General features: G+C 43.6%; 17 protein-coding genes. All 17 read right to left on the minus strand.

Annotation, left to right across the window (positions count from 1 at the left end):
- Positions 1-686 precede the first annotated feature (686 nt).
- The 17 genes from LFE_RS08695 to secA all read right to left on the minus strand — a co-directional run bounded on the left by LFE_RS08695 (position 687) and on the right by secA (position 20,547).
- The gene (locus LFE_RS08695; RefSeq protein ID WP_014449850.1) at positions 687-1,148 is read right to left on the minus strand and encodes a hypothetical protein; all 462 of its coding nucleotides are present in this window, start codon (positions 1,146-1,148) and stop codon (positions 687-689) included.
- On the minus strand, positions 1,148-1,831 hold the full coding sequence (gene lexA / locus LFE_RS08700) for a transcriptional repressor LexA (RefSeq protein WP_014449851.1): 684 nt from the start codon (positions 1,829-1,831) through the stop codon (positions 1,148-1,150). The genes LFE_RS08695 and lexA overlap by 1 nt, the downstream gene beginning before the upstream one ends.
- Positions 1,832-1,840: 9 nt before the next feature.
- Positions 1,841-3,286, minus strand: coding sequence for an NADH-quinone oxidoreductase subunit N (locus tag LFE_RS08705; RefSeq protein WP_014449852.1), 1,446 nt, complete (start codon positions 3,284-3,286; stop codon positions 1,841-1,843).
- A gap of 57 nt (positions 3,287-3,343) precedes the next feature.
- Positions 3,344-4,858: an NADH-quinone oxidoreductase subunit M gene (locus LFE_RS08710; protein ID WP_014449853.1), complete on the minus strand. Its 1,515-nt coding sequence runs from the start codon at positions 4,856-4,858 to the stop codon at positions 3,344-3,346.
- A gap of 29 nt (positions 4,859-4,887) precedes the next feature.
- Complete coding sequence (gene nuoL / locus LFE_RS08715; protein WP_014449854.1) at positions 4,888-6,819, minus strand: NADH-quinone oxidoreductase subunit L; 1,932 nt, start codon at positions 6,817-6,819, stop codon at positions 4,888-4,890.
- 16 nt (positions 6,820-6,835) lie between these two features.
- Positions 6,836-7,138: an NADH-quinone oxidoreductase subunit NuoK gene (gene nuoK, locus LFE_RS08720; protein WP_014449855.1), complete on the minus strand. Its 303-nt coding sequence runs from the start codon at positions 7,136-7,138 to the stop codon at positions 6,836-6,838.
- A gap of 82 nt (positions 7,139-7,220) precedes the next feature.
- Positions 7,221-7,730, minus strand: coding sequence for an NADH-quinone oxidoreductase subunit J family protein (locus LFE_RS08725; RefSeq protein ID WP_014449856.1), 510 nt, complete (start codon positions 7,728-7,730; stop codon positions 7,221-7,223).
- Positions 7,731-7,738: 8 nt separating this feature from the next.
- Positions 7,739-8,299, minus strand: coding sequence for an NADH-quinone oxidoreductase subunit NuoI (nuoI, locus tag LFE_RS08730; RefSeq protein WP_014449857.1), 561 nt, complete (start codon positions 8,297-8,299; stop codon positions 7,739-7,741).
- Between the two features lie 29 nt (positions 8,300-8,328).
- Positions 8,329-9,342 (minus strand): NADH-quinone oxidoreductase subunit NuoH, encoded by a 1,014-nt coding sequence (nuoH, locus tag LFE_RS08735; protein WP_014449858.1) that lies wholly within the window; start codon positions 9,340-9,342, stop codon positions 8,329-8,331.
- A gap of 73 nt (positions 9,343-9,415) precedes the next feature.
- Positions 9,416-12,061: a molybdopterin-dependent oxidoreductase gene (locus tag LFE_RS08740; RefSeq protein WP_158310264.1), complete on the minus strand. Its 2,646-nt coding sequence runs from the start codon at positions 12,059-12,061 to the stop codon at positions 9,416-9,418.
- A gap of 31 nt (positions 12,062-12,092) precedes the next feature.
- On the minus strand, positions 12,093-13,946 hold the full coding sequence (locus LFE_RS08745; RefSeq protein WP_014449860.1) for an NADH-quinone oxidoreductase subunit NuoF: 1,854 nt from the start codon (positions 13,944-13,946) through the stop codon (positions 12,093-12,095).
- Positions 13,947-14,077: 131 nt separating this feature from the next.
- A complete protein-coding gene (gene nuoE / locus LFE_RS08750; RefSeq protein WP_014449861.1) occupies positions 14,078-14,584 on the minus strand; it encodes an NADH-quinone oxidoreductase subunit NuoE in 507 nt (168 codons plus the stop codon).
- Positions 14,585-14,726: 142 nt separating this feature from the next.
- On the minus strand, positions 14,727-15,896 hold the full coding sequence (gene nuoD / locus LFE_RS08755; protein WP_407081009.1) for an NADH dehydrogenase (quinone) subunit D: 1,170 nt from the start codon (positions 15,894-15,896) through the stop codon (positions 14,727-14,729).
- 204 nt (positions 15,897-16,100) lie between these two features.
- Positions 16,101-16,634, minus strand: a complete 534-nt coding sequence (locus LFE_RS08760; protein WP_014449863.1) for an NADH-quinone oxidoreductase subunit C — start codon at positions 16,632-16,634, stop codon at positions 16,101-16,103.
- Between the two features lie 3 nt (positions 16,635-16,637).
- A complete protein-coding gene (locus LFE_RS08765) occupies positions 16,638-17,171 on the minus strand; it encodes an NADH-quinone oxidoreductase subunit B (RefSeq protein WP_014449864.1) in 534 nt (177 codons plus the stop codon).
- Positions 17,162-17,533 carry an NADH-quinone oxidoreductase subunit A gene (locus tag LFE_RS08770; protein WP_014449865.1) on the minus strand — a complete coding sequence of 124 codons (372 nt, stop codon included), beginning with the start codon at positions 17,531-17,533 and terminating at the stop codon, positions 17,162-17,164. The genes LFE_RS08765 and LFE_RS08770 overlap by 10 nt, the downstream gene beginning before the upstream one ends.
- A gap of 278 nt (positions 17,534-17,811) precedes the next feature.
- Entirely contained in the window at positions 17,812-20,547 is a 2,736-nt protein-coding gene (secA, locus tag LFE_RS08775) for a preprotein translocase subunit SecA (protein ID WP_014449866.1), read from the minus strand.
- Positions 20,548-20,549 lie beyond the last annotated feature (2 nt).

Consider the following 20,549-nt stretch of genomic DNA (forward strand, 5'->3'; position numbering starts at 1 on the left):
CGGTTTTCCGGACGATGGGAATATCCTGGCAAATGACTTCGAAGACGAACTCCCTTTATCGTTTCCGAATCAATTGGAACTCGGTAGCGATCAGCAACAATAAACCCCTTCTCACCTTGCTGCTCATGCCATAACAGTCTGTCAGGCTTTGGACTCGCAGGTTCTACGACTGAAGGACTTGATGGAAAATCCTTTTTTTTCCGAAACGCTATTTCAGTTTGTTTGATACTGTCCGTTATCGGGGTTTTTCCTGGTGGAAACGGACATTGATCATTCTCCAAACAATATGCAATCGCCGATATGACATGGGAACAGGCACCAGAAAAACCGGAATAGTATTCTGGAGAACAGACGGAGCAGGATATTTCCTGGTAGGAGTTTTTATCACCAAGGTGTACCAAAACAGGAGAGGCGTCTTGTGTATGGTATAAGAACTTGACAGATAAAGGGTAACTTGAAGTTTTTACCTCATCGAGAATTGCCGTTTTTTGAAATGAGACCGCACTTGAAAAAAGAAGTGCTCCCACTTGGTTCCGCAATTCAGCAAGCGTTTTAGGCCAAGTCGACTTCATTGCCACCCAAGAAAAATAGAGTTCATTTTGATTTTCTGTTAGAAAACGCAGCAATAAAATAAGGGATATTGATACTCAATGGTGGCTACAGCGGATATCTTAAGAGGGGCAAGTCTAAACGGTACTGCCGATTTCTTTTATTAGAAGGAGTGCCGAAAAAAGGATCCCTAGAACCAATGCCCCTCCTATGATCAGAAAAGCTCTTTTTTTATCAAGCTCGTGCGCATGTTGAGAAACTTTTTCAAAGCGCCCCGAAATATTGGTCCTTCCTAAAAAAGCATCGACAACACAAAAGGAAAGAAAACTCTGAAGAAAAGTAATTGCCGTGATAAAAGATAAAATCATCAGCCCTATGGTGAACAAAAGCGGGTGGTCAAGAACAGAAGGCCAACGCTCATTATAGACAATCACAGCAACAAACCCAAAGAACGCCACAAAACCTCGCAGCGCTCGGCCTTTTGCATTCAGATTCCTAATGCCGGGACAGTAACGTTTCGAGTCGGGACCCAAATCATCCAAAGAAGTTGGTATTTCCGAATTCTCTGGATCGGATGGGTGATTTTTATCTGGTTCCATCAATTTCGTCCTCCGTTTCGACTCAATGATCGGAAAATTCCAATCAAGCGTCCTTGGACAAGATCAGCCTCATCGTCCGGTAATATAATCCTATCAGGATAAGAGGGGTTGGCCGCCCGTAAAAGTAGTCTTCCATTATGGTGAAGATAGGTTTTTAAAGTCATCTCGCCTTGAATTTGGGCAACAATGATATCTCCATTAGAAACGTTGCCACCTTTTTTAATAAATGCAAGGTCTCCGTCGTAAATTCCTGCACCAATCATGCTATCGCCTATAACAGTTAATACAAAATCAGGTCTTTCGGAAAGAAAAGACGATGGAATGGTAATTTGACCATCGGATAGATGATCAGAACCTGTCGCAACGCCAGCTCTGACTCTGCCAACTCGAGGAACGGTAAGCCATTCGGAAGAAATGGTTTCATCCTGGAAACTAGAAGATTTTGCAGTTAGACGGATCCCTCTCGCTTTTCCGGGAATTCTTTGGATATAACCTTTTTTTTCGAGGGCTTCAAGATGGGTTCCCGCACTTTTAGGGTACGGGATGCCCAGATGATTAGCAATTTCTGTAATTGTGGGAGGTGATGAATTTGCCTGCATCCAAGAAAGGATAAAACGAAGCACTTCTTCTTGGCGTTCGGTTAAAGGTTTCACTTTTCTGGTGGTACCGCCATCCAATGACATTGTTTCCCCTTAGGGGATAAAGATAGCAAGAGAAGACTTTATATATTCAACAAATGGAGTTGGATATACTCCGAGGAATACTGTCATTCCAGCAGTCAATAAAAGCCCGATTCTTCCCATTGAAGATGACGTGAATTCAACTGAAGCCTCTGGATCTTTCATATACATTAACATCACTAATCTGAGATAGTAAAAAGCTCCTATCGCGGCAAAAATAATACCAACAACAGCTAACCAAGCATACCCTGCATGAATGACAGCAAAGAATATATAGAACTTTGCCAAGAATCCTCCAAAAGGGGGAATCCCTGCCAAAGAGAACATAAATACCAGCATTGTAAACGCTGCGATTGGATGTCTTTTATAGAGACCGACAAAATCGGATATCTCTTCCCCTTCTTCCCCGGACTTTCTGAGCATCAAAACAATTCCGAAAGCGCCGAGAGTCATGAACATGTAGACAAACACATAAAACATTAATGCGAATAAAGACTCTCTATTGGGTTGTAGAAGTGCCATGGAAGCATATCCAGCATGTCCGATAGAAGAATATGCCAACATGCGCTTGATATTGGTTTGTCGTAGAGCAACCAAATTTCCAACAAGCATGGACAAAATGGAAAGGATGATAATTAATAAATTCCAGTCCATTTTATCTGCGGAAAATGATACCCAAAATACTCTCAGAAAAACGCCAAAAGCTGCTATTTTGGATGCTGTAGCCATAAATCCAGTCACAACTGTTGGTGCACCTTCATAAACATCTGGTGTCCACATATGAAAAGGAGCTGCAGAAATCTTGAATGCAAATCCTACAAGAGTCAAAACGATTCCTAGAAGAACCATAGGTTTTAAGGATCCAGGATTCGCGACAAAGGCTGCGATACCTGAGATTGTTTCAGTGCCGGTGGCTCCGTAAAGAAAAGAAATACCGAAAAGGAAAATTGCCGCAGAAAAGGCACCAAGAAGGAAATATTTGAACGATGCCTCAACGGACCGGTGCGATCCCCTTTTAAGTCCTACCATGACATAAAAACAGAGGCTCATGAGTTCGATCCCGAGGAATAGTGTGATCAGATCGCCAGCGGAGACCATCACCATCATTCCAACAGTCGAAAACAGAATAAATGCGTAGTATTCCCCTATGTGAATGTCTTCACGGTCAAGATAGGGCAATGAAAAAAGGATGGTGATAATTGCTGCAACATAAATAATCATTTTAAAAAAATTAGAAAAAGGGTCGATTATATAAAGGCCTTGGTACAGAGGAAGGCCTTTGCCATTAAGACCATAAGAGGCAATCATGGCAAATATAAGGGATGCGATTGTAAAGTAGGCGAGCCATGAGCGTTTTTCGTTGGGGATCATTGTATCAAGAATTAAGATCACGCACCCAAAAAACGTCAGATAAATTTCTGGCATCGTCCCAAGTATATTTACCAGAGAAAAAGACATTAGACCCCCTCAATCAATTTCTTTGCATCAACCCCAGAATAATAGCAATCAACGTGTCTAGAATCCGCTCTTTAGACTTGCAAGCGGGGAAGTCGTGTTGACCTGTCCAATGAGATGATTAACGCTAACATGTAACATTGATAACAGAGCATTTGGCTGTACTCCGAGCCATACGACAATCACCAATAGTGGAAGCAAGGAAGCCCACTCATAACGATTCATGTCAGGCAATGACCAGGATCGGGGTTCATATTTCCCCCAAACAACTTTGGAAAGCAGATAAAGCATATACAATGCAGCCAGAATAATACCGATTGCTGCGATGACGCCGACTGCAGCATTGGCTCTGAAGGTTCCAAGAAGAACAAGGAACTCTCCAACAAAAGAGTTCAATCCTGGAAGGCCAAGCGAAGAAAGGGAAAAAATAACCAGCATGGTTGAAAACACAGGCATTACCTTTGCAATGCCTCCGTAATCCGAAAGAAGCCTGGAATGGGTTCTATCGTAGAGGACACCAACACAAAGGAAGAGAGCACCAGTTGTTACGCCATGGTTAATCATTTGAAGGATTGCTCCCTCCACACCCTGTACATTGAAAACGAATATTCCCAAGGTGACAAAACCCATATGGCTTACGGAAGAGTATGCGATCAATTTTTTCATGTCTTCTTGGGCAAGAGCCATCAGGGCTCCCCAAATAATTCCAATGAGAGACAGTGCAAAAATCAACCCTGTAAAAAACATGGATGCTTTAGGAAACATGGGAAGAGAGAAGCGTATAAAACCATATGCCCCCATTTTCAACATGACAGAAGCAAGGATAACGGATCCTGCTGTAGGTGCTTCCACATGTGCATCAGGTAACCAAGTATGAAATGGAAACATTGGGACCTTAACCGCAAATGCAAGAAACAGGGCGACAAAGGCAAAGTCTTGGAAGATGGGAGAGTAATGTTGGCCCATCAAAGCCACAATATTAAAAGTATGCCCACCCTCAAAATAGAGAGAAATGATCGCCAGGAGCAAAAAGAGAGATCCTGCAAGGGTATACAAAAAGAATTTTATAGTGGCATAGATTCGATTTGGTCCTCCCCATACACCAATGATCAGGAACATCGGAATCAGCATTGCTTCCCAGAAAACATAAAAAAGAATGAAATCTAGTGCAGCAAAAACACCTATCATAGCGCCTTCAAGAATCAAGATTGCAATCATGAACTCAGTGACGCGTTTTTTGATTCCAACCCAACTGGTAAAGATGCACATTGGCATGAGAAGAGTTGTCATGATGATCAGGACCAGACTAATTCCATCGATACCGAGGGTATAATGAATATTGGCAAATGGAATCCAAAGGTGGTCCTCGCCAAATTGCATTTGAAAGGTTCCGGGATTGCCACCAATCAAAAGAGACAATGAAGCAATAAACTCAACTACAGTGATGCCAACCGCTACCCATTTTACTGTCGTATCGGAATCTTTCATTTTCATGAAAGGAAGAAGAAAAATTCCGCCAATAATAGGGAAAAAAATCAAGAAGGTTAGAATCGGGATCGAGAGAAAAGTCATCATGTTCCTCGGTTCAGGGTTAAGCCAATCAATTATCGGACAAAAAGAAACAAACTCACCATGCCAAAAAGACCAATAGCCATTACCAAAGCATAGTTCTGCAACTGACCTGTCTGGACCCTGCGAATCGTTGCAGCACTAGTTTGGCAGAACTCCGCGACACCATTAACAATTCCGTCAATAACTCCCTTGTCGACTTCTTTCCACAAAAGGAATGACAGAAATATTGTTGGCTTCACAAAGACGAGGTCATAGAACTCATCAAAAAACCATTTATTGAGTGATATAGAATATAACCACTTGAATTGTTGTGCTATTTTTTGTGGTATGGTCGAAGGTTTTCCATACAGGAGATAAGCCAATAAAATACCCAAGAGCGCAACAATAACCGAGATTGATTTCAACGTATCATCCGACAATTCCGGTCGCCCAAAGGGATGAGGGATCGGCATCGATTGGGAGAGGAATCCGATAATATCGTAATGAATACCTCCCCATCCTGCGACAAGAGCCATTACAGCAAGAAAAAGCAGAGGGAAGGTCATGACAAAGGGACTTTCATGGGGCGCATGTCCTTCATGCCCATGATGATGTTCTCCTTCCGAAAACTTCTCCTTGCCCAAAAACACCACAAAAACCAATCGAAAAGTATAAAATGCTGTTAGCATGGCCGTAAATACGCCTATCATCCAAAACACATGACCGGACGGTCCCGACTGAAATGCATCCGACAATATGAGGTCTTTGGAGTAGAACCCAGCAAACGGGGGCAATCCGGATAATGCAAGAGAACCAATGAGCATAGTCGCAAATGTAATTTTCATTGCTCGGGATAAGCCCCCCATCCGGAAGATGTCCTGTTCTCCGGACATTGAATGGATAACGGAGCCGGCTCCTAAAAAGAGCAATGCTTTGAAAAAGCCGTGGGTTAACAAATGAAAGATTCCAGCACCATATGCCCCGATGCCACATGCCATAACCATGTATCCGAGTTGACTCATAGTTGAATAAGCGACAATTTTTTTGATGTCGCGCTGAGTTAAAGCGATTGTGGCAGCCACAATCGCAGTTAAAGCTCCAGTCCATGCGACAACGGACATGGCAACAGGAGAAGCATTGTAAATGGGATTAAGACGCACAATCATAAAAATACCGGCTGTAACCATTGTTGCAGCGTGGATTAAAGCAGAAATCGGTGTTGGACCTTCCATCGCGTCCGGTAACCAGGGGTGAAGAGGTAACTGGGCTGACTTACCGACAGCTCCCACGAATAACAACAAAGCAATGACGGTAATCACTGAATATTGAGTTGTCCCGTTAAAAGCACTCCAAAGATTGATTGTGTCATGTAAATGAGCAGGAAGTTTTTGAAAAATTTCGGAGTAATTCAACGTACCAAAAATGACATATACCAATAAAATTCCAAGCATGAATCCAAAGTCACCAATTCGATTCATTATGAAAGCTTTGTTGGCTGCAACCCAAGATGGCTTTCTTTCATACCAATGAACAATAAGAATATATGAACAGAATCCGACAGCTTCCCAGAATACGAACAGTTCGAGAAGATTGTCTGACATCAGCAACATGATCATAGAAAAGGTGAATAAAGAGATATATGCAAAAAAACGGTCATAGCCTGAATCATCCTTCATGTATCCCACTGTGTATATATGAACCAATGTGGAAACGGTGGTCACCATAACAAGCATAATGGCTGTGAGATGGTCAACCATCAAAGATATGGCGACATGCAGGCTGCCGGAGTCAATCCAGTCAAATAACTTAATATGTACTGGCGGAGCAGACATGGTTTCTGAAAAAGCCTTCAGTGATAGAACCCAGGAGACAACCATGAGGGGAACTGTGACAATATGCCCCTTGCCTTTGAAGTAAGGCCAAAAGATTCCTGTGATCAAGAAACCGACCAAAGGAAGCAGGGGGATCAAAACATAAAAACTCATCAACTCTCCCTTCGGACTACAACTTCAATATATTGAAGTCATCGATGTTAACGCTGCCTTTAAGACGGAATAAGGAGATAATAATTCCTAATCCAATAGCCACTTCTGCAGCCGCGACTGTGATCACAAAAAAGACAAGGATTTGGGCATCAATAACATGTTGATATTTACTAAATGCTACAAAGTTCACGTTGACAGCATTGAGCATGATTTCAATACAAAGAAGTACGACCAAAGTATTCCGTCTGACAAGTACACCAATAAGACCTATTAGAAAAAGAGCAGAACTCAATCCTACATACCATGACAAAGGAACCATTTGACAAACTCCCCCTATTACAGGAATAAAGCACTACCCTTGATTCATTAAGGATTCTTTCGGCAGCTACTATACATGAATATCACCGGAACTTCAGCTTCCCCTTAGCCATGACGATTGCTCCCACAAGGGCAATAAGAAGGACAAGGGAGGCAATCTCAAACGGAAACAGGTATTTAGTGTATAGAACCATACCAATCATCTCCGTATTACCAAGAGGCTGAACACCTGGCTGTGGAACAGGAGGAAGTTCGGGATAGAAATGGGTCCGGGAAATGAGGAAAGCGACTTCTATTGCGGCGACAACAGCAGCGCCAAAAACAATAGGCGACTGCTTTTGCAAAACACGTCCCTGAGTCTGGACGTTTAATAACATGACAACAAAAATGTAGAGAACCAGAATGGCGCCTGCGTAGACCAACAACTGTACCCCGGCAAGAAACTCAGCCTCAAGGATGATATAAAGCCCTGCTACGTGGGCAAACATGGATAACAAAGACATTGCAGAGTACAAAGGGTTTTTAAAAATAACTACCATCAGGGCTGAAAGCAGGATGGCTCCTCCAAAATAAACAAAAGACAATATTTCCATGCTTTGAATCAACCTCCTGATTTGACTGATGGAATCGGTGGGAAGTGATATCTTCCCTCTTCTTTTCCGGAATTTTCGGCTTCCCACATGTTTTTAAACTTTAAATATTCAACAGAATCTTGCTCGCATTTATCACCAAGGGTCAATAACTGTTCTTTGGAGTAGATTAATCCTTCCCTTGTGAAAGAAGAATGAGCATACTCCTTAGTCATTGCCAATGCGTTCACTGGACAGGCCACCACACAAAAACCACAAAATATACATCGCGTAAAGTCCAACGTATATTCTTTTGCGTAACGTCTGTCTGGAAATTCTGGGTGAATATCACCGACTACTGAGATCGCTTTGGCTGGACAGATAGCTTCACATAAATCACATCCCACGCATCTTTCTTGTTCATTTTCATAGCGTCGCTGGACAATGAATCCCCTATACCCATCGGGGAGAGTTAATTTTTCATGCGGATATTGTAATGTAACCGCTTTTTTGAACATATGCCGAAATGTCAGTTTGAGGCCAGACATAATTTCCCCAAACATGATCGTATTCAGAAAATTTTTAATTCCCATATGAACTCCTACGGTCTCTCGACCAGATATCAATGACGGATCGCGTAAACGACAAAAGCAGTGACGATAACATTCGCAAACGAGAGCGGAAGCATGATTTTCCACCCAAACTTCATAAGCTGATCATATCGCAATCGAGGCAATGTTGCCCGGATCCAAAAGAAGAAGAAGAGAAAAAAGTAGATTTTTAACATGAACCAGATAACAGGTGGGACAAAATCAAGCATTGGTAATGGAGATCCCCATCCGCCCAGGAATAAAACTGTGGCAACACACGACACCACAATCATATTGGCATATTCAGCTAAATAATATAAGGAAAAACGCATTCCAGAATATTCCGTAAAAAAGCCGGCAACAAGTTCTGATTCTGCTTCAGGCAGATCAAAAGGAGTTCGGTTTGTTTCTGCAATACCTGAGATCAGGTAAATGACAAAGGCTATAATCTGAGGAAAAATGTACCAATGCCAAAAACCTCCTTGTTGTGCTTTTTCAATCTGAACAAGTGAAAGGGATCCTCCCAAGATCAATACACCAATAATGCTCATTCCCGCATTCAACTCATAACTGATGACCTGCGCCGCTGACCTCAGTGCTCCCATGATGGAATACTTGCTATTGGAAGCCCAACCACCAAGAAGGATCCCGTAAGCACCAATAGATGAAAGAGCAAGGATATAAATCATTCCGATATTGATATCCGTAAGGTAAGGATGAGTTGTAATTCCGCCAAAGTGAAATGAGTCTCTACCAAAAGGAATCACTGCGAATGATAAAATAGCCGGGACAAGGGATATAATTGGTGCAATTTTAAAAATGGCCTTATTGGCTTCCTGAGGAATAATGTCTTCTTTCGAAACCAATTTGATTCCATCAGCCAAAGGCTGGAGTAAGCCCCATGGACCCACTTCCATCGGTCCAAGCCTGTCCTGCATAAAACTTAAAACCTTTCTTTCCAGATAGGTCAAATATGCAACCATCGTCAAAACCACAAACAATAACCCGGCAATAACGACAACAGCAGCTAAAATATCATTCAGCAAAGGACTTCCTTTCCAAGAAAAACGAAACGGAGAGTATGAAAAAACATTTCAACTACATTAAGAAGAGGCCAGATTACTCAATTTTTTTCAAGGTTACCCTGGTCCGCAACATTGTTACCGTATGACAAGGGCCTGAGTAGTTCATTTCACCAGGGAACAGTGATAACAAATCAGGAGAAACAAAATGGTATGGTACCTGCAACTCATTTTCAGTCACACCTGAAGTCAGTTCGACCGGAATGGTACAAGTGCCATATTTGTTTTCAATAAGCACTAACTCATTCTTTTTGATCTTCAGTTTTTTGGCAGTCTGACGATTGATTCGGAGAGAAGCTGCAGACTTCATTTTCATGAGGCTTGGATCAAGAAGAGTCATCTTTCCGGAATGAAAAAGAGACTTGTTAAGTGCCAATACAAATTCTCCCTCTCCTGAAATATTCTCAGGAAGAATTGGTGAATGGGCTGACGAAGCTTCTTTGTGATTGGAATGCATTTTTTGGGAAACAGTATTTCTGTCTGCCTTATGAGGAGGCTGAGGGGTCTGTGTGGGTAGGATCAGATTTCCCGTTGGGCCCATAAAATGTTCCCCATTGCGTGTCGAAGGAGAAAGATCAGGCATCAATGTGAAAATTTCTTTTGAAATTTCGCTGGTTGATCCATTCGATAATGGATGGCCCATACTCTCGGAAAGTCGAGAAACGATTTCACCATCAGACAGAGATTCGCCCCAATAAGTCATGGCAGGGCTAAGAGATTGGACGAACCCTTCAACACTAACAACATGTCCAGCTCGTTCGTATGAAGAAGCAGCCGGCAAAAGATAATGAGCTTGATCAGAGAGACTTGTCTGAAATAAATCTATTGAAACAATTAACTCCAGTTTCGCCAGAATTTCATGAACACCAGAATGAGGTGAAAAATGGGTTAAGGGATTTTCCCCGAAAGAAATGAGTCCCTTGATATTTCCTGCATTGATTCCCTCGAGAATCTCCTTTAAGCCGCCACCTTTCCCATAAGACAGGTGATCGCCCCAGGTTGATTCCCATTTCTTCTTACATTCGGAGTCTTGTGAATCCAACAAGCCCGGAAGCCATTCATATGTCGCTCCCATCATAAGAACACCTAGATCGTTCCCAACTTCTGGCAGAGGAAGAATTCCACAACCTTCTTTCTCGACCCAACCCAAAGATTGAACCATCCGGAGCAAATTCTCCATCGCTGCATAGGCAGACTGAATTCGATGGAATACTCTCCCAGTGATAATGATTCCTGTCTGAGCTTCTCTCAGATCCTGAACTAAGCGGGTATAAGCCTGAGGATCAACATTAAATGACTTGAAGAGCTCTTCTTTTCTGGAAAGAAAATCAGGATGCCTATGTGCCTCTTGAGAAGAAATCTCCTCAGACAAAATCCAAGCAAATAAGCCTTCGCCACCAGGCAACACTCGAATGTGGTCTTTGGCTCTAGATGTTATCGAAACAGACTCGGAGCCCACATAATACATTCGAGATTTTTCTTTCCTAACAGCTCTCTTTAGAAACAGTCCAGTAATATTTGACTCTGAAGTCGGGTCAGCTCCGATCACGAGAATGACTTTTGCTTTCAATAGATCCTGATGATCAACCATTGGCCTCAATGTACCAGTTGCTTTTCCGATGGGATAAGCAGCATTCATGAATCCATAGCGAGCACCCGAATCAATATAATTGGATCGCAAAACTCGGCGGGAGAACCCTTGGATCAAGTAGGCATCTTCCATGGGGATTCTTGGGGAAACCAGGGTGGCGATTCGATCTGGTCCTACCCTAACAATAGAGCTTAGTTTTTCAGCCAGTTCTGGAATGACTGAATCCCATTCAGTGGGTACCAAACGAGAGAAAGACCTTGCATAAGGTTTGTCTAGTCGTTCGGTAGACTGCACATGAGAAAAACCGAATCGTCCAATTGCACAGAGAGAGCCCTCATTCGGCCCCTCTCCTTCGGAAGAAGTGACTCTGATGATGGCTTCTTTCTCGGTTTCTACATTCATCTGGCAACCTGATGCGCAATAAGTACAGGTTGTCTTTGTTTTCTCGAGCTGCCATGGACGATATTGATACCGGACAAACTTATCGGTAATGGCTCCTGTTGGACACACTTCCAAGCAATCCCCGCAAAATTCGCAATCCAGCTTTTTGCCGAGAGGAGGACCTATAACTGTGTCAAATCCACGATTGATGAATCCAATGGCATGTACATCCTGAACCTCATCACAAATCCTTACGCATTTTCCACAGAGGATACAGCGATTCGAGTTAAAAACAAGCACATCACTTTTAATATCTTCCACTTCATCATTTCGATGCGATTCGAAACGAGAATCACTCGCTCCGTAAGAAAATGACATATTTTGAAGCGGGCATTCTCCTCCGCAGTCACAAACAGGGCAATCCAGCGGATGATGGAGCAACAGTAGCTCAAGATTTGTTTTTCTGGCATCAGCAACCTTCGCTGACTCGGTCAGAATGCGCATCCCATCAGAAACGGGCGTCACACAGGACATGACAACCCGCTTGGAATCCTCTAGTTCCACTGCGCAAATTCGGCACGAACCGGCAGGATCCATCCTCGGATGGTAACAAAAAGTGGGAATGGAAATACCCGCTTTTTCCGCAGCCTTCAATATTGTTGAGGTTGCATCAACCTCAACCTCAACCCCATTTACAAATACTTTAACCATCACTGAGAACTCCCCCGGAAGGCTTTTCGCCCTAAATAATAGCCCTGAATTTGCAGGCATCAACACAAGCCTTGCAGCGAATGCATGTAGTGAGATCGATATGAGCAACCTCACCTTTTTCCCATGTCACCGATCCGGATGGACACACTGGTTCACAAAGTCCACAGGTCGTACAATCTTCTTCAATGACCACATATTTGATGAGATCATTGCATACTGTTCCGGGGCAACGCTTATCTCGAATATGCGCCTCGTACTCGTCACGGAAATATCTGATGGTCGAAAGAACCGGATTAGGCGCAGCTCCTCCAAGTCCACATAGGGAATTGGACTTGATATACATGGAAAGGCGAACAAGTTCATCAAGATCCCCTTCCTGGCCTTTTCCCTCAGTAATTCTGGTCAGGATGTCGAGCATGATCTTTGAACCAACCCTGCAGGGAGTACATTCACCACATGATTCATCCTGAGTGAACTTTAGGAAGAATTTGGCTGTATCCACGATACAGGCCGCTTCGTCCATAATCACAATTCCGCCCGATCCCATAATGGCACCAGCAGAAACAACATTTTCAAAATCAACAGGAGTGTCAAGGCCACTTGTGGGAATACAACCACCTGAAGGCCCTCCTAACTGGGCCGCCTTGAACGGAATTTTCTTTTCAACCATTCCGCCACCAATGGAGAAAACAATTTCTCTCAGCGGGGTTCCTGCAGGAACTTCGATCAAACCGGTGTTTTTAATTGAACCGGTCAGAGCAAAAGTCTTCGTCCCCTTGGTCTTCTCACTACCGTATGAGGCATACCAATCGCCACCGCCAAGAATAATATGGCCAATATTTGCCAATGTCTCAACATTATTGATAACGGAAGGCTTCCCCCAAACTCCTTTTTGGGCTGGAAATGGAGGTTTTGGCCAAGGCATTCCACGCTCTCCCATTAAAGAGGCTAAGAGAGCCGTTTCCTCACCACAAACATAAGCGCCCGCTCCCTCCTTGATTTCGAGGTCAAAAGACAAATCTGATCCCAGAATATTTTCCCCAAGAAAGTTTCTTTCTCTGGCATCATTGATCGCTTTCTGCAAACGCTTGATCGCAAGCGGATATTCAGCGCGACAATATATATATCCTTTTTTGGCATGTCCAACGGCAAAGGAAGCAAGGATCATACCTTCTATCACGGAATGAGGGTCACCCTCCAGAACGGAGCGATCCATAAAAGCACCAGGATCACCTTCATCAGCATTACAAACTACGTATTTTTCTGGACCGGGAGATTTACGCGTCAGGTTCCACTTCATTCCTGTAGGGAAACCGCCGCCGCCCCGCCCACGCAATCCTGACTTCGTAACCTCATCAATAACCTGTTCCGGGGTCATTGATGAAAGGACTTTCTTCAAGGCCTTGTACCCATCCATTGCGATATAATCGTCAATGCTCAACGGATCGATCATTCCGCATCGTTTCGAAACGATCTTGACCTGCCCCTTGAAAAAAGGAATTTCCTGCATCATGGGAAGACCAGCAAAAGCTTCTGCCCCAGGTATGGAAATCTGGCAAACAGCATATTTTTTTGCAAACTCATTTTTGTTGAAATGTGCATCAAGAATTTGAGTCAGGGTATTTGGCTTGACATTACGATAAGAGACCCTGTTTTTACCTGGCATTGTAATGTCAACCAGCGGCTCATTGTGGCACATACCAATACACCCGGTGGGCACAACCTTCACTGCCAAATTTCTGGAAGCTACCTCTTTGAGAATTAATTCATGTAAAGCCTTCGCCCCTGATGCCAAGCCACATGTAGCCATTCCTATATGAATGACTGGCAGGGAAGACTGCTCTTCTAAATGTAGAGAAGAATCTTCAAGCACCTCGGTTAACATGACATCCTACCCTCTCTCCCTGAAACATTCAGGGTCCAGATTTAAAATATATTTTTTGAATCTTCGGTTGACATTCTCTCTTTGAGCACAAATTCCATATTATCGACTCAAGGAAAAAAAGAATCTCCTTGTTAAGCCGATTCTGACGCAGACAAATGCTCTGACTCAAGATCCTTAATCAAGCCAAGCATTTTATCTGGAGAAAGTTTTCCATACGCGGTATCCGTTACCATGGCCATAGGCGCCAAAGCACAAGACCCCAAACAGGAAACTGGTTCCAAGGTAAAAAGCATATCTTCGGTGTTCTCTCCTGGCTCAATCTTTAACTCTTCCTTGACTTTATCAACCAGAAGCCCTGCACCTCTTACATGACAGGCCGTCCCTACACATATCTTGAGAACGTATTTGCCTCTTGGCTCCCGATAAAACTGGGAGTAAAAAGTCAATACGCCATACATCTTGCTTTTGGGAATCTCAAGATACTCACCTATCATATCCAGCGCATCAGCTGGAACATATCCATATTTTTCCTGGATTCTTTGTAAGATTTGAACGACGGTCCCTTCCCTGTTTCCGAATTCGTCGCACAAATTCTCAATAAAATCCTGATCAACTTCTATATGTTTTGTCTGGCTCATGTTCGAACCCTCAACTATGGGAATGCTCTCTCCCGAATTCATTTTCCGGAACAAAACCTTTCCGGGCTTGTCAGGAATATAACAACATTATTATCAGAGAACCTGATAACCTCGGACCCTGACGATCCGATTTCGGCAAAATCTAACGGTCACATTCACCCATCACAATATCAAGAGTACCAAATATCGTAACAATATCCGCCACCATATACCCCTTGGCCATATGATCCAGTGCGCCAATATGGATAAAGGAAGGCGCTCGGATTTTCATCCGATAGGGCTTACCAGAACCATCACTGACAATATAAAATCCTAATTCGCCTTTAGGTGTTTCAGTACCGCAATAGGTATCCCCCGGAGGAACCTTGAAACCTTGTACAACCAAGAGAAAATGATGGATCAAGGTTTCCATGTTATGCATCACCTTCCCTTTGTCCGGGAAAGTGATTTTATGATCATCTGTCAGAATCCTGCCGGGCGGTAACTTATCCAGACATTGCCGGATGATTTTCGAACTTTCCCGCATTTCTTCAATTCTGATCCAGTAACGATCGTAAACATCCCCATTTGTTCCAACAGGGACATTCCACTCCACTTGATCATACACCCCATAGGGCTCGTATTTTCTCAAGTCATAATCCACCCCAGAGCCACGTAGGCTCGGACCGGATACACCAAAATTGATTGCATCCTCACCTGTAATAACAGCAATGTTTTTAGTGCGGGCAAGCCAAATCCTGTTCGTTTCAAGAAGAATATTATATTCTTTAATATTCCCCTCAAAAGCATCCAAAAACTTATAAAGTCGTGTAATAAATTCTTTGGGAAGATCTGCATCGACTCCTCCGACCCTATAGTAGTTGGATGTAAGCCTTGCGCCACAAATCATTTCAAACAAGTCAAGAAGCTCTTCTCTCTCCCTGAACGTATAAAAGAAAACGCTCATCGCACCAATATCCAATGCCTGAGTACCAAGCCAAAAGAGATGGTTCACAATTCTCTGGACTTCTGCCACTATAGTCCGGATATATTCAGCTCTTTCCGGGACCTTGATTTCGAGCAATTTCTCCACTGCTCGGACGAACGCATAATTATTCGCCATAGCAGAAACATAGTCGAGGCGATCAGTCATCGGAATAATTTGGTTATAAGTGCGATACTCTGCGATCTTCTCGGTTCCCCGGTGCAAATATCCTAGATCGGGAATGGAACGTTTGATTCTTTCTCCGTCAAGATCCAGGAGAACACGAAGAACACCGTGCGTACTTGGATGCTGGGGACCCATATTCAAAAGAAATTGATCTGTCTGAATGGATGAGTCCAGATCATTCAAAACCGTCTGGCGCAGAGACGACAAAACCACTTCTCTCCGCCTGGTTTCTTCGATACGATCAGCTACCTTATCTACTACCTTTTCCTGCTCCAAGGGCCGATACTCCCCTATCCATATTTGTTAAAACCAGACACGGAAATCTCCAGAAAACCCCCTGGATCCGATCCATATCATCAATTCAACTTATTCCTTAGCGGTAATTTTTTTATGATCCACTGTGATACGCTGCATTTTAGGAACAAAAGACATATCTTCTCGCCAACCTTTGCCGATCAAGGGAAAATCTTTCCTGAGCGGATATCCTTCATCATAGTCATCCGGCATCAAGATCCGCCTAAGATCGGGATGACCTCGGAACTGAATGCCCATCATGTCGTAGACTTCCCGCTCCATAAATTCGGCACCTTTCCATATTCCCACAATCGAGTCAACAACGGGAGAAGTTTCAGATACCCTTTGTTTTACCATGATCCGATGTTTTCTCGACATAGAATACAGAATGACAACAACCTCGAATCTCTCCGATTCCTTGGGGTAGTCGACAGAAACCACATCCACTATATAGTCATAATCGTATCGGGGATCATCATGGAGAGATTGAAATACCGAAAGCGCACCATCCGGTTTCAGATATACAGTCAGATCTCCCAAGGCCTCACGGGAGCCCAGAAAAACATCAGGCCACTCCCTAGAAATGCTTTCAGCGACTAGATGCATCTCTTAAACCCTTTCCGACCTGGTGGCACCAACAGGAAAGTTTCCAGGAAATACAGGACGATCTTTCATGATCTTTTCCTGAAGTTTGAAAAGTCCATCAAGGAGCGCTTCAGGCCTGGGCGGACAACCCGGAACATACACATCAACAGGAATTAACCTATCAACGCCCTGTACAACACTATAGCTGTCATAGATATTTCCGGAAGTAGCGCAAGACCCCATGGCGATCACATACCTGGGCTCCGGCATCTGATCATAGATTCTTCGAACAACAGGCGCCATTTTTCTGGTTAATGTACCTGCTACGATCATCAGATCCGATTGTCTCGGGGAGGCTCTGAAAACCCCTGCACCAAAACGGTCTATATCAAATCGGGAAGCCACAACGCCGATCATCTCGATAGCGCAGCATGCCAAGCCAAAGGTCATTGGCCAAATTGCTGACTTTCTTGACCAGTTAATGACCTCATTGACTGCATCCTGCAAACGCATCGTAACGACTGATAGCTCTCCATCCTTCTCATGATTCATTCCCATTCCAAAGCTCCTTTGCGCCATGCATAGACATATCCGACCAACAATACAAAAATAAAGATCATCATTTCGACCAACCCGAACAATCCGAGTCGATTAAAGTCTACTGCCCACGGATATAGGAAAACGACTTCCACATCAAAGACGAGAAACAACATAGCAATCACATAATACCTTACGGAAATTCGCTCCCGAGCATCATTGATTGGGGGGACACCACACTCATAAGGAGAATCTTTTTCCTTATAAGGATTTTTGGGTCTGATTAATCGCCCTACAGTGATGGAGACAGCTCCAAAACCGATAGCAACTAGTAGGAAGAGCAAGATAGGGATATAGTGCTCCGGATTTGAAACAGAAAACATCCGAATTCTCCAATAGCTTCTTTAAGGAGTGAGTAGTGCCACGAACAAGGCACCGGTTTTAGGGAAAAGGTTCTTCATTGTATTGACCAAGACCGAGTCTTGTCAATATTAGACGGACCGATTCGGCGAACATTACGATTGAACGATGGGATGGTACAAATCAGGTATAGGTTGATTTGTACCACACATTGGATCCGAGAGATACCCCATCCCAACTTTTGCAGAATAAATTTTTTCGTTTATTCATTATTCATACCTGATCGAAAAAAGATCTCCGATCACTGTCCATGGCATTTCTTGTACTTTTTTCCACTCCCACACGGACATAAATCGTTTCGTCCTATTTTGGGATCTCTTAATTCTGCATCTGACGGAGAAGCCATTGGAGCTCCCCAAGGGAGAAATCCCTCCTCCATTTGCGGAGGCATACCGAATGAAACGGTATCGGAAGATGATGCAACTGGGTAACCTGCTTGAGACTCATCCAATGGGTGGATGTATTGCAAGTTATCAAGTTCAGGATATTCCGGAAGACTTGCATCCTCTTCCATCCGGCTGGCACTACCAACAAGTAGAATCACCGACTCTTCCACATTTGCGATAAAGCTCTCAAAGAGATCAAAACCTTCCCGCCTATATTCCACAAGAGGGTCTTTCTGCCCATATCCTCTCAATCCGATACCTTCTTTGAGATGATCCATGTTCAAAAGATGCTCTTTCCAAAGCGAGTCGAGGTTTTGGAGGACAAAGTAGCGAACAATCGACCAAAAGGCTTCACTTCCAAACAGGGATTCCTTTTCTTTTAAAAAGTCTTGGTGCTTCTCCAGAAGTTCATTCCTGAGAGCATCAATCCCCAAATCCCTAATAGATTCCGGATTGATAGTCATCCCTGTTTTTTCCTGAACCCCTTCACATAACCCTGGCAAATCCCATGTTTCCGGGTATTGGTCCTCCGGGGCAAAGATCATAAGCAGTTTATCGATAATGGTTTCAGCCCACTCGTATAACCTCTCTGAAAGATCTTCTCCTTTCAAGGTTTTTTTGCGCATCTCATAAAAAATCAGTCTTTGCTGATTCATAACATCATCATATTCAATAAGCTGTTTGCGTATATCGAAATGGTAGTTCTCTACCTTTTTCTGTGCATTCTCAATGGCTTTGCTCACAAAACCATGCTCAATAGGAACACCATCTTCGACGCCCATCCGCTCCATAAGGCCTTTGATGCGCTCTGCTCCAAAAATTCTGAGAAGGTCATCCTCAAGAGACAAATAGAATCGAGAAGAGCCTGGATCTCCTTGCCTCCCGGACCGTCCTCTCAACTGATTGTCAATACGTCGACTCTCGTGGCGCTCAGTCCCAATAATATGAAGCCCACCAGCAGCCATCACAGCTTCTTTTTCAGAGTGAAGATCTTTATCAAGCGCTTCATGAAGTGCATTCATCTCGTCTTCCGACAATGACTTACCAGCTTTTTCAAGATCTGAAACACGGGCTTTGAGCAAAAACTCCGAATTCCCTCCCAATAAAATATCAGTCCCTCGACCCGCCATGTTGGTTGCAATCGTTACCATCCCAAGACGGCCTGCCTGAGCAACAATCTCAGCTTCCAGCTCGTGAAATTTAGCATTCAGAACATTATGGGGAATATTGGCTTCCCTTAGAAGTGAAGCGAGATGCTCGGATTTCTCAATGGATACCGTTCCTACAAGAATAGGTTGTCCTGTTTTATGTCTGGCTAAGATATCTTCAACAATCGCATTATTTTTTTCACGGTTAGTGCGATAAATCTGGTCGGGAAGATCGTGTCGGATCATCTTTCTGTTGGTTGGAACAACAACGACATCAAGTCCATAGATCTTATGAAACTCAGTTGCTTCGGTATCCGCAGTCCCTGTCATACCGGAAAGTTTTCCGTACATACGGAAAAAATTCTGGAAGGTGACCGTTGCCAACGTCTGATTCTCCATCTGGATAGCCACTTTTTCTTTTGCTTCCACAGCCTGATGGAGGCCCTCACCCCAACGGCGTCCCGGCATAAGCCGGCCGGTGAACTCATCAACGATGATCACTTCTCCATTTTTCACCACGTACTCGACATCCCGACGATAGACATGGTGGGCTTTCAGAGCCTGAAGGACGTGATGGAACCAGGATATATTATTGACATCGTAAAGGTTATGGATACCGAGCAACTCCTCAACGGCATTATTCCCTTCATCTGTCAGAGTTGCAGATTTCAGTTTCTCATCCACCTTGAAATGGAGGTCTTTTTTCAAGTGCTTCATGATCCGGTCAACCTTCACATACATATCGGTTGACTCTTCAGCCTGTCCAGAAATAATAAGAGGTGTGCGAGCCTCATCAATCAAAATACTGTCCACTTCATCCACGATAGCGAAATGGAGCCCCCGTTGAACAAACTCAGAAAGGTCATACTTCATATTGTCACGCAGGTAATCGAATCCAAACTCATTGTTGGTTCCGTAAGTAACATCTGCAGCATAAGCGGCTTTGCGATCAACATCTTCAATATCATGCTGGACAATTCCCGTCGTAAGACCCAGAAAATGATAAAGATGCCCCATCCATTCCGAATCTCTTCTTGCTAAATAATCATTAACCGTAATAACGTGAACGCCCTTCCCCTCCAATGCATTGAGATAGACCGGCAGGGTCGCAACCAGCGTTTTACCTTCCCCCGTTTTCATCTCTGCGATTTTACCTTCGTGAAGGACAATGCCGCCGATCAGTTGGGAATCAAAGTGTCGCATCCCAAACACTCTTTTTCCGGACTCCCGAACAACGGCAAAAGCCTCTGGAAGTAAATCATCCGTTGTTTCACCCGCTGCAATCCGCTTTTTGAATAACTCACTTTGGCCCCTAAGTTCATCATCTGACATTCGCGAGATTTGGGGTTCAAGAGCATTGATGGAATCAACAATACGGTATATTCGCTTCAATTCTCTTTGGTTTCGAGTCGGAAAAATAGACGACAGCAAATCTTTAAACATCA

It is taken from the genome of Leptospirillum ferrooxidans C2-3 (assembly GCF_000284315.1).
GTDB lineage: Bacteria > Nitrospirota > Leptospirillia > Leptospirillales > Leptospirillaceae > Leptospirillum > Leptospirillum ferrooxidans.

What these genes read in the sequence shown, in the direction of transcription:
- LFE_RS08770 (WP_014449865.1), bottom strand. Translation starts at nt 17,533, where the DNA reads ATGTTTTCTGTTTCAAATCCGGAGCACTATATCCCTATCTTGCTCTTC.
- nuoI (WP_014449857.1), bottom strand. Translation starts at nt 8,299, where the DNA reads ATGGGAATTAAAAATTTTCTGAATACGATCATGTTTGGGGAAATTATG.
- nuoL (WP_014449854.1), bottom strand. Translation starts at nt 6,819, where the DNA reads ATGAGTTTTTATGTTTTGATCCCCCTGCTTCCTTTGGTCGGTTTCTTG.
- LFE_RS08765 (WP_014449864.1), bottom strand. Translation starts at nt 17,171, where the DNA reads ATGGGAATGAATCATGAGAAGGATGGAGAGCTATCAGTCGTTACGATG.
- LFE_RS08710 (WP_014449853.1), bottom strand. Translation starts at nt 4,858, where the DNA reads ATGATGACTTTTCTCTCGATCCCGATTCTAACCTTCTTGATTTTTTTC.
- nuoE (WP_014449861.1), bottom strand. Translation starts at nt 14,584, where the DNA reads ATGAGCCAGACAAAACATATAGAAGTTGATCAGGATTTTATTGAGAAT.
- secA (WP_014449866.1), bottom strand. Translation starts at nt 20,547, where the DNA reads ATGTTTAAAGATTTGCTGTCGTCTATTTTTCCGACTCGAAACCAAAGA.
- LFE_RS08760 (WP_014449863.1), bottom strand. Translation starts at nt 16,634, where the DNA reads ATGCATCTAGTCGCTGAAAGCATTTCTAGGGAGTGGCCTGATGTTTTT.
- LFE_RS08745 (WP_014449860.1), bottom strand. Translation starts at nt 13,946, where the DNA reads ATGTTAACCGAGGTGCTTGAAGATTCTTCTCTACATTTAGAAGAGCAG.
- LFE_RS08695 (WP_014449850.1), bottom strand. Translation starts at nt 1,148, where the DNA reads ATGGAACCAGATAAAAATCACCCATCCGATCCAGAGAATTCGGAAATA.
- LFE_RS08725 (WP_014449856.1), bottom strand. Translation starts at nt 7,730, where the DNA reads ATGGAAATATTGTCTTTTGTTTATTTTGGAGGAGCCATCCTGCTTTCA.
- nuoK (WP_014449855.1), bottom strand. Translation starts at nt 7,138, where the DNA reads ATGGTTCCTTTGTCATGGTATGTAGGATTGAGTTCTGCTCTTTTTCTA.
- LFE_RS08740 (WP_158310264.1), bottom strand. Translation starts at nt 12,061, where the DNA reads ATGGTTAAAGTATTTGTAAATGGGGTTGAGGTTGAGGTTGATGCAACC.
- lexA (WP_014449851.1), bottom strand. Translation starts at nt 1,831, where the DNA reads ATGTCATTGGATGGCGGTACCACCAGAAAAGTGAAACCTTTAACCGAA.
- LFE_RS08705 (WP_014449852.1), bottom strand. Translation starts at nt 3,286, where the DNA reads ATGTCTTTTTCTCTGGTAAATATACTTGGGACGATGCCAGAAATTTAT.